This is a genomic window from Acidimicrobiia bacterium (assembly GCA_036396535.1).
Lineage (GTDB): Bacteria > Actinomycetota > Acidimicrobiia > Spongiisociales > UBA5794 > DASWKR01.
On the sequence record DASWKR010000031.1, the window covers coordinates 26,421 to 36,261 of the forward strand.

Annotated in this window: 7 protein-coding genes and 2 tRNA genes; 4 read left to right on the plus strand and 5 right to left on the minus strand. The window is 67.3% G+C overall.

Going from position 1 to position 9,841, the window contains the following annotated elements; all coding sequences use genetic code 11:
• Positions 1-18 precede the first annotated feature (18 nt).
• Genes VGC47_05625 through VGC47_05635 form a run of 3 tightly spaced genes read left to right on the plus strand, consistent with a single transcriptional unit; the run spans position 19 to position 4,252 of the window.
• Positions 19-1,680 (plus strand): DUF885 domain-containing protein, encoded by a 1,662-nt coding sequence (locus VGC47_05625; protein HEX9854775.1) that lies wholly within the window; start codon positions 19-21, stop codon positions 1,678-1,680.
• Positions 1,677-3,365, plus strand: coding sequence for a DUF885 domain-containing protein (locus tag VGC47_05630; GenBank protein HEX9854776.1), 1,689 nt, complete (start codon positions 1,677-1,679; stop codon positions 3,363-3,365). Before VGC47_05625 ends, VGC47_05630 begins: the two co-directional genes overlap by 4 nt.
• Positions 3,362-4,252, plus strand: coding sequence for a GNAT family N-acetyltransferase (locus VGC47_05635; GenBank protein HEX9854777.1), 891 nt, complete (start codon positions 3,362-3,364; stop codon positions 4,250-4,252). The genes VGC47_05630 and VGC47_05635 overlap by 4 nt, the downstream gene beginning before the upstream one ends.
• Before the next feature lie 19 nt (positions 4,253-4,271).
• On the opposite strand, the gene VGC47_05640 is transcribed toward VGC47_05635, so the two are convergent.
• A tRNA-Ser gene (locus VGC47_05640) sits at positions 4,272-4,361 on the minus strand.
• A gap of 87 nt (positions 4,362-4,448) precedes the next feature.
• Between VGC47_05640 and VGC47_05645 the strand changes: the two genes are divergently transcribed.
• Entirely contained in the window at positions 4,449-5,036 is a 588-nt protein-coding gene (locus VGC47_05645) for a hypothetical protein (GenBank protein ID HEX9854778.1), read from the plus strand.
• 334 nt (positions 5,037-5,370) lie between these two features.
• Here the strand turns inward: VGC47_05645 and VGC47_05650 are convergent, their stop codons facing one another.
• The 4 genes from VGC47_05650 to VGC47_05665 all read right to left on the minus strand — a co-directional run.
• Positions 5,371-6,273 (minus strand): hypothetical protein, encoded by a 903-nt coding sequence (locus VGC47_05650; protein HEX9854779.1) that lies wholly within the window; start codon positions 6,271-6,273, stop codon positions 5,371-5,373.
• 894 nt (positions 6,274-7,167) lie between these two features.
• Positions 7,168-7,755: a hypothetical protein gene (locus VGC47_05655; GenBank protein ID HEX9854780.1), complete on the minus strand. Its 588-nt coding sequence runs from the start codon at positions 7,753-7,755 to the stop codon at positions 7,168-7,170.
• A gap of 793 nt (positions 7,756-8,548) precedes the next feature.
• Positions 8,549-8,635 (minus strand) — tRNA-Ser (locus VGC47_05660).
• Positions 8,636-8,728: 93 nt separating this feature from the next.
• Positions 8,729-9,841 (minus strand): MFS transporter (locus VGC47_05665; GenBank protein ID HEX9854781.1); only part of this gene is annotated, 1,113 nt, incomplete at its 5' end.

The window sequence follows — 9,841 nt, forward strand, 5'->3', positions numbered from 1 at the left end:
GAGTGAGGGAGCTGTGCTTTGAGCGAAGACCTGCGCCGGATCGGCGACGAGTACTGGGAGTACCAGCTCGAGGTCTCCCCGTCGACGGCCTTCATGATGGGCGACCATCGACACGACGACCGTCACGAGGACGCCTCGAGGGCCGCCGAGGACGAGGAGATCGGCCGGCTCAAAGCCTTTACAGCCCGGGCTGTGGCGATCGACCCCGCCGGCCTCTCGGCGGACGACAGGATCAGCCGCGAGGTACTCATCTACGAGGCCGAGACCACGGCTTCCGTGCTCGAGATGCGAACCGCCGAGATGGCCGTGAGCCACACCGTCGGCGCCCAAGCCCTCTTGCCGGTGTTGGTGTCGCAGCTCCCGATCGAACGGCCGGAGCACGCCGAGGCGCTCCTCGTCAAGTTCGCAGGTATCGGAAGGTGGTTCCGCGACAGCGTCGATCGCCTCAGGGAGGGGATCGCAAGGGGCCGGACCCCGATGGGGTCGACCGTCGAGAAGACCATCGCCCAGATCGACGCCGAGCTGGCCACACCCGTTGCAGACAGCCCCCTTCTCGGTGTCCGCACCCCGGCCTCGTTCGACGAGGACGCCGTCGCCGAGTACAAGGGGCGAGTCGCCGCGGCGATCACGGAGCACGTCCGGCCTGCGTTCGCGGTGTTCCGGGAAGCCCTCGCCGACGAGGTTCTCCCGGCGTCGCGACCGGACGACCGCCCCGGGCTCTCGTGGCTGTCCGACGGCGAGGAGACGTACGCCCGGCTCGTGCATCGCCACACCACGCTTGCGATGGACCCGAGGGAGATCCACACGATCGGGCTGCAGCAGATCGACAAGCTCGAAGACGAGTATCGGGGACTCGGCGACGAAGTGCTCGGCACGACCGACCTCACAGAGATCTTCAACCGCCTGCGGGACGACGCCGACCTGCACTTCGCCGACGGACCCGCCGTCGTCGCCGCCTCCGAAGCGGCCATGGCCAAGGCCAAAGCCGCCATGGGCGGTTGGTTCGGGAGGCTCCCCAAGGCCGACTGCGAGGTCAAGGAGACACTCACCGGGCCGACGGCGTTCTACAACCGCCCGGCGATCGACGGGTCGCGACCCGGCACGTTCTTCGTGAACACAGCCGAGCCGGCTCGCTGGGGCCGCTTCGAGATCGAGGCGATGGCGTACCACGAGGGCATCCCCGGGCACCATCTCCAGCTCGCCATCGCCCAGGAGCTGGAGGACGTCCCCATGTTCCGCAAGCACGCCCACGTCACCGCTTACGCGGAGGGCTGGGGGCTGTACACCGAGCGGCTTGCCGACGAGATGGGCCTGTACACCGGGCCGCTGGAGCGGATCGGCATGCTGTCTGCCGACTCGATGAGGGCAGGACGGCTCGTCGTTGACACGGGCCTCCACTCCATGGGCTGGACCCGGCAGCAGGCGGTCGACTACATCGCCGCGAACTCACCGATGAGTCTCGCGACCATCGAGGGCGAGGTCGACAGGTACATCGCCATGCCGGGCCAGGCCCTGGCGTACATGATCGGGCGCCTCGAGATCATGAGGATGCGCGCCGAGGCGGCCAAGTCCATGGGCGACCGATTCGACATCAAAGCGTTCCACGATGTCGTCCTCGGCTCGGGGCTCGTCCCCCTGGAAACGCTCGATCGGATGGTCGCCGAGTGGGCGGCGGCATGAGTGAGGATCTGGCGGCTCTCGCCGAGCGCTACTGGGAGTGGCGCATGGCCGCCAACCCGACCGAGGCGTCGCTGCTCGGCGACCACCGCTACGACGATCAGCTCGAGGACCTCACCCGCGAGGCAGAGGACGCTGCCGTCGCCGAGCTCGACGCCATCACCACCGCCGCCGAGGCCATCGAGCCTGCCTCGCTCGATGCACGCGATCGAGTGACGCGTGGCGTCCTGATCCACGAGGCCTCGACGCTTGCGGACGAGTACCGGGCGCGACTGCTCGAGCTCGCCGTCGATCCTTCCAGTGGCATCCACGTGGCATACCTCCAGGCAGCCGGGCAGCTGCCCTTGTCCGAGCCCGAGCACGCCGACGCACTGGTCGGTCGCTGGACGAAGTTCGGGACGCTGTTCGGGCAGGCCGTGCATCGCCTTCGGCAGGGGATCGCGACGGGTCGCACCCCTCCTCGGGTGGCGGTCGAGAAGGTGATCGCGCACATCGACGCCTACCTGGCGTCCCCGCTCGAGGGCGACCCGTTCGTCAGCGTCCCTCCTCCACCGCAGTTCACCGAGGCCGAGGTCGCCGCCTGGAGGGAGCGCCTCGTCGAGGCGGTGCGCACCCACGTCAGGCCGGCGTACGAGCACTACCGCACCGCACTCGTGGAGGAGGTCGTCTCCGAGTCCCGGCCGCAGGAGCGCGCCGGGATCGCGTGGATCGCCGACGGCGCCGAGGTGTATGCCGGGGCGATCAGGCGGCACACCTCGCTCGATCGCACCCCGCTCGAGATACACGAGATGGGGAAGGAGCTCATCGAGCAGGTCGGAGACGAGTACCGACGATTGGGCGCCGAAGTGCTCGGGACGTCCGACCTCGCCGAGATCTACCTGAGACTGCGCGAGGACGCCTCGCTGCGCTTCGACGACGCAGCCGAGATCGTCGAGGCGGCGAGCGGAGCCCTCGAGCGAGCGAGGGCGGCGATCCCCGGTTGGTTCGGAATCCTGCCGAAGGCCGATTGCATCATGGCCGAGATCCCGGGCCCCGGCGCCGAGGAGGCGCCGCTCGCCTACTACCTCCCTCCTTCCGGTGACGGCTCGCGTCCGGGGACGTTCTTCGTGAACACGACCCTCCCAACCACTCGCACCCGCTACGAATCCGAGGCGCTGGCGTTCCACGAGTCCATCCCCGGGCACCACCTGCAGTCGGCGATCGCCCAGGAGCTCGAGGAGGTTCCCGAGTTCCGCCGATTCGCGTACGTGACCGCCTACGTGGAGGGGTGGGGTCTCTACACGGAGCGGCTGGCCGACGAGATGGGGCTCTACAGCGATGAGGTCGCCCGCCTCGGGATGCTCTCGTTCGACTCGTGGCGTGCCGGCCGGCTCGTGGTCGACACAGGGATGCACGCCCTCGGGTGGAGCCGCCAGGAGGCCATCGGCTACATGCTCGCCAACTCGCCGCAGGCCGCCAACAACGTGGAGACGGAGATCGACCGGTACATCGGATGGCCCGGCCAGGCGCTCGCGTACATGACGGGGCGCCAGGAGATCGTGCGGCTTCGCAGGCTGGCCGATGCGGCGCTCAGCCCGACCTTCGACATCAAGACGTTCCACGATGTCGTCCTCGGCTCGGGCCCCGTGCCGCTGCCCGTGCTGGGTGAACTCGTCGAGGACTGGCTGTCGGCCGCTCGAGTCACGTGATCCGCCCCGGCACGGCGGAAGACGTCGAGCCGGCCTACCACGTTTTCCGGCGCGCCCTATGGAGCTACCTCCGGGACATCGGGCTGGTCGATGCCGCATCCGACGACGACCCCGGCACCGCCTTCGCCAGGCACCGCCACCTCGTCGAGCACCTGGCCGACACCGCCGCCGAGTTCCACGTCGCCGTCGACGACGGCGGCCGCCTCGTCGGGCTGGCGCGATCCATCGAGCGCGATGGAGTCTTCCAGCTCACCGAGCTGTTCGTCGACCCCGATGATCAGGGAGGCGGGATCGGCACTGCCCTTCTCGCCGAGGCGTTCCCGGTCGGCCGCGGCAGGCACCGGTCGATCCTGGCGACGCTCGACCCGAGAGCCCTCTCCCTGTACCACCGCTACGGGGTGGCATTCCAGGGTGCGCTGGTGGACATCTCGATCACGCCGGAGGTCGCCGACATCGGCTCGGATCTCCTTGCGGAACCGGTCGCCGCCGACTCGATCCACCGGATCGCGGCACTCGACGCCACCCTCGTCGGCTTCGAGCGGCTCGACGACCTGCGTTGGCTGGCCGGCAAGCGTCCATGCGTGGCACTGACGCGCCACGGATCGGTGGCCGGCTACGCCTTCCTCGCAGATGACGTCGGAGTCGGCCCGATCGGCGTGGCCGACACCGCCGACGCGGCCGCCGCCCTCGATCACGTCCGCAACGCGGCCGCTCGAGAGGGAAGGGGCCGGTTCTCCATGACGACTCCACTGGCGAACCACGAGGCCATGCGGTGGGCGGTTGGCACCGGCCAGGAGATCGAGCCGTTCTTCACGCTGATCCTGGCCGACGCCCCGTTCGTCTCATGGGACCGCTACATCGGCTACACGCCCGAGTTCTTCATCTGAAGCGCGACCCGTCCTGCGGCGGAGAGGGAGGGATTTGAACCCTCGAGGAGGCTTAACACCCCCTACTCGCTTAGCAGGCGAGCGCCTTCGACCACTCGGCCACCTCTCCACGTGCCGCCTCCGTCGTCGGTAAGCGACGGCGCCAGGTTAAACCCCTCCACGCCTCGACTCCCCTGGACCGACCTACGCTCTCGTCGTGCTGTTTCAGAAGCGCTTCTGGGAGGGTATCCGCGACGGGTCCATCACCCTGACCTTCCGCCGCTGGAAGCGCCTCCAGGTCCTCGTCGGTAACCGCTACAGGACGCCGATCGGGCTCATCGAGGTGGAGGCCGTCGACATCGTCGACCCGGCGTCGATCACCGACGACGAAGCGCAGAGGTCGGGCCACGGGTCGGCTGAGGCGCTCCATGCCGACATGCCGGGCACGCCCAACGAGCCGACCTACCGGATCGCCTTTCGTTACGTGGACGAGCCCGACCCGAGGACGGAGCTGGCCAACGACGCATCACTCGGCGAGGACGACGTCGCCGAGATCGACCGACGGCTCGACCGGATCGATGCCAGATCGCCCGTCGGTCCGTGGACGATGGCGACATTGCGAACCATCGCCGAGCATCCGCATCGCCGGGCGGGAGATCTCGCCGAGATGCACGGCCGGGAGCGCCTCGACTTCAAGAAGGACGTGCGCAAGCTGAAGAACCTCGGCCTGACGCTCAGCTTCGACCCGGGTTACCGGCTCTCACCGCGCGGGGAGGCCTACCTGAGGATGACCCGGCGGACCTGACCCCGCTCGACTCGGGGGCTGAGTCGGCGCGCCGCCAAGCTCGCATATCGCCCAATGAACAATCTCGAGAGCCCATGCGAACCTGTGAGCCACTCACAACGCCTTCCACTGATTAGTGGAATCCGCGATCTCCCGCATGCTCCACTCGTGGCCATGCAAGAGCATGATCACTAACCGTTGGCGATCGCTCAACGACGCCCAAGGCCGACGGAAGCGCCGGCTCGACCCGTAGCAGAGTGCCGGCCTCGTCGGCTCGATGGGAACCGTGGGAGACGCACTGGACAACGCCATGGCGGAGCCTGTCAAGTTCTTTTGCCGATCAAGCCACCACCCCCTACGGCGAACTGACGGTCACTGCAGTGGAGGCGTTCTCGACAAAATCGCGGGGGCCTCTGAACTGCGCAACCAGCGATCCAGAATCGTCACACGTCGACGCGATGAAGCTCTCGGCGATCTCAGACAGGGGCTGGTCAACCAGACACGACCGCCTTGCGACCGCGATTGACTGATCTGTAGCGTTGCGAAACACTATTGATGGTCCACCACCCGAGCGCGAATCGATCGAAGCTGGGGCGTCCACCTGGACATGCGCGATACCTGCCGCGTCGGTGACGAGACTGAGATGAGTGGCCCATTGCGGGGTCATCTCGGTGGCCGGACACGCGTCTCCGACGGATATAGCCAGAGCCATGAGCCACCGCTCAGATGTAAACACAAGAAATGAAGTTGCTAGGTCTTGGTCGAGGGAGTCTCGGAGAGTCACCTGGACGCCAGGACGACCCTCGAATGTCTCTATCACTGCGCCCAGCGGAAGGCCAGGTCTATCGTTGGGCCGTAGCTCGAGGCGGACGCCGCACCCTGCGTTCACGCCTTCGTCGATTCGAGCCGCGACAGATCCTCGCACCTCCCACGACCCAAGCATCAGTGTGCGAGGCGCGGTGATCGTGATCGGCGTACCGTCGGGCAAGATCGCTGCCAGCGTGTCAGAGGCCGGAGAGGGATCGGTCGCGATCGTCGTGTCAGCGGCCGGCGGCTCTGTGACAACCACTGGCGCGCCCGATCGTGTCAACTGGACAACAACGAGCATCGCGACGGAGAGCGTGACGATGGCAAGACCGACGCTAAGGCTTCTGATCGATCGTCGCTCGCCCGCGAGCGCGAAGTCGTCTGAGACCGCCTGGTCGATCTGTGCGCGCATATGTCGAGCAGCCGTTCGCTCAAGCTCATCGAAATTCATGAGTCAATCCAACCTCGCCTCCTGAGTCGATCGGCTAGCCGAGCACGAGCCTGGCTGGAAAGGGCCTTGACGGTCCCTTCAGCTATGCCGAGGAGCGCGGATATCTCTCGAATAGACATATCCTCGACGTAGCGAAGTGCAAGGACTTGCCCTTGGCGCTTCGGGAGCCGCCTGACTTCCTCCCAGAAGCCTATGTATTCGACCGATGTTGTGGAGTCTCCGACCGAGTCGCTCGACCACGACCGAGCGCGAGCCCGGAGTTCCACCTTCAAACGCCGACCGCGCGAATATGCAAGATTCAGCCCAACCCGACGGATCCAAGCATCGGGACGATCGAGCTGGCCAACGGAAGTCCAACTCTTGTAGGCGCGAGCAAAGGCCTCCTGCGCTAGGTCATCCGCGTCCTGCGACGAACCTGTTACCGCGTACAGCAGCCCGCGTAACGCTCGCTGGTGCTCGCGAACGAACCGGTCGAACTCGCTCGGAACAAGTACGTGCGCCTGCACCCCCGTCCTTGCGAGATCGGACCGCTCATGATGCCTCATGCAGGTGCGAATCGAGTGTGCGTCCTCAACCGCGACACATGTCACACCATAGACACGCACGGAGGCCCGGCTCGGTTTAGCGGCTCTTCGCACCTGGACGGGCAAGGCGTCCTGAGGCCGTGGCGGGATGAGGGCAGGTCATCGGCCGTCGGTGGGGGACACGGAGGCGGTCGTTGTCGCAATTGCGGTAATCGTAGCCGGTGCGTTCGACGTGTTTTGATGACGAGGTTGCGGCCTTCGGTGGCGGCGCCGGTGACGCGATGCTCGAGGAAGGTCGGAACTCCATTGCCAGGTGCCGATGGTGCCGCCGGAGATCCTCCTTCGAATCGGGGACCTGCACCCTTCGGTTTCAGGGCCCGACAAGCTCGATTAGAGCGGGGAGGTCGGCCGCTTCGCCGCCGGGACCTAGCCATCCCCCAACGCCGTCGGGTCTGAGGATCGCGTCTGGATGGACGGGTGCAAGGAGTGTCAGCTGCGGAGTATCCCCGAAGCCGTCTATCTGATGCTCGACTAAGAAGAGAACAACTACCTCACCCTCGGCAAGGCTGGCGGCGGGTGCGTTGCCGTACGTGATGGTCAGGTCATCCGCGGCCTGCGGTACGAGCTCCGCGTCCAGAGCGGCGCTGTCGTGGTCACCGGTCATTCCCAGGATGTCCGCCTGCTCCGCACTCAGGACCGTTGTGTATGACCCCCCACCAATCGTGAGTGCGACCGAGGCTCCTTCGTCGAAGTTGAGCTCAGGGCTGGTCGCTCTCAGCATCTCGGTCACGTCGACCTCGACGTCCGTCAACACAATGAGATCACCGATGGGAGATTCCCCAAGTTCAGCCGCGGAAGGAAAGATCCCGTCGGCGGTATTGACGCGCGATCGCTTGACGTCGACGATCTTGGCCACCAACACCGCCTCCGCTGCCGACGCGATCTCCTCGATCGTCATCGGTAGTGACGAGGCGCCACCAGGTCCGCCAACGTCTGCTAACGACCTTGGTTCGGACCCGATATTGATCCCTATGAGGACCGATCCGCACGCAAGTACGGGTAGAAGAAGTGGGCGCAACACTCGCAGCAACCGATCCGGTCGGCGCATCATGTCAGCACCCTCCCCAGTAGCTGTGGGAGCGTCCGTGGCCTGCCATCGGCCGATCCGCTGTGCCCAGTGTTACGCCTACCGTCAGGAACCTCGCCCCACTCCGACGAGCGTCGACCAAGCCCTTCCACACCAAGCCCTACCTCTACGACGACACCATCGCAGCAGGCGGCCTCGCAACCTCAGCCCCCCTCGGCTCGGGGCTGCGCCCGCTCGCCGATCCCCCCGCGGCGCTTCCGCTTGCGGGGAGGATGGCGCTCGGGTTGCTTGTGGCAACCGGCGATTCCAGGTCGGTGGACTCGAGTAACCCCCCTCCGCTCGGGACTGCGCCCGCTCGCCGATCCCCCCGCGGCGCTACCGCTTGCGGGGAGGATGGCGCTCGGGTGCTTGTGGGGAGAGGCGATTCCAGCTCGGGGGACTCGAGTAACCCCCCTCGGCTCGGGGCTGCGCCCGCTCGCCGATCCCCCCGCGGCGCTACCGCTTGCGGGGAGGATGGCGCTCGGGTTGCTTGTGGCGAGCAGCGATTCCAGGTCGGTGGACTCGAGTAACCCCCCTCGGCTCGGGGCTGCCCGCTCGCCGATCCCCCCGCGGCGCTACCGCTTGCGGGGAGGATGGCGCTCGGGTTGCTTCGCAACCTCTCGCGCGGAGGGAGTGGGATTCGAACCCACGGAACCCCGGGGGGCTCAACAGTTTTCAAGACTGTCGCCTTCGTCCGCTCGGCCATCCCTCCACTGGGGACTCTACGGCAGCGCACGTTCCAGAAGGCCAGTCGACGACCTGGATTGCCGAGTGCGACATGGGTTCGCGGCCACCGGCGACGATGTCATGCCCTGCGGCTGAACGCCATCGCCGGCAGTGTGAGCGCCGCCGACACCGCCGCGAACCCCAAGATCGCCGCCCGCAGCCCCGCCGCGTCCGCAAGGGCGCCGAGGGCGACGATGAGGACGAGGCTGAACGTGTCGATGATCTCGACCACAAGAAGAGCCCGGCCTTCACGCCCCGGCATGGCCCGCAACGAGAGCGCCTGGACGCCGAGCCAGCAGGCGCCGAGGAGTGCCGAGTGGGCGACCCCGAGAAGCGCCAGCGCCCACGAGGGCGCCAGCGCGGTCCCGACCGTGACCGCGGCGAGCCCCGGACCGCAGATCATGAGCAGCCGCCCCGTCGACACCCGTGCGACGAGGCGCGGCAGGACCGTGAAGCTGAGCACTCCGCCGCCGACGAAGGCGACGCCGAGCACGGCGGCTCCGGCTGGCGAGAACCCGTGGTTGCGCTCCGCGAATGCGAGGACCACCGCGAGGAAGCTCTCGTCGAGGGGGGCGATGAGGAGCGAGGCAACGCCGACGAGCGCCACCGTGACGAGTGCGCGACGCATCGCAGACCCGCCTCCGCCTGTCTCCACATCTTGGTGGGCGCGCTTTGGGCGCGGTGGCGGGAAAGGCATCCGATGCAAGAGCAACCCGTACGCCACAGTGACGACCGCGGCGGCTACAAACACGGTCCTCCAGCCCATGCCGGCAACCCGCGCCGCCGCCAGGACGACCGGGCCGAGCACATCTCCGGCCACGGCCGACAGATTGGCGCGGGCGAGGACGTGCTCGAGACGCTCGTCGGGAACCACACCCAGGATCGTGATCTCGCCTCCGTGGACGAAGCCGGTCGCGCCCGCAGCCACGAGGGCCGATGCGACGAGAAGCGAGGCGCCGTTCCAGGCGAAGGCGAACACGAGGAGGCCGATCGCGGTGACATGCACGCCGCCGACGACCACGGGCTTCCGGCTCCTGCCGTCGGAGGCGGCCACGAGCAGGTTGGCGAGGATCCCCCCAACGGCACCTGCAGCGATCATGGCTCCGGCGAGGGTGTAGCCGATCCCGAGGTCTTCGCGAAAGCGCTCGACGGACCCCGGGGCGAGAAAGCCGACGCTCTCGTCGACGAGGCG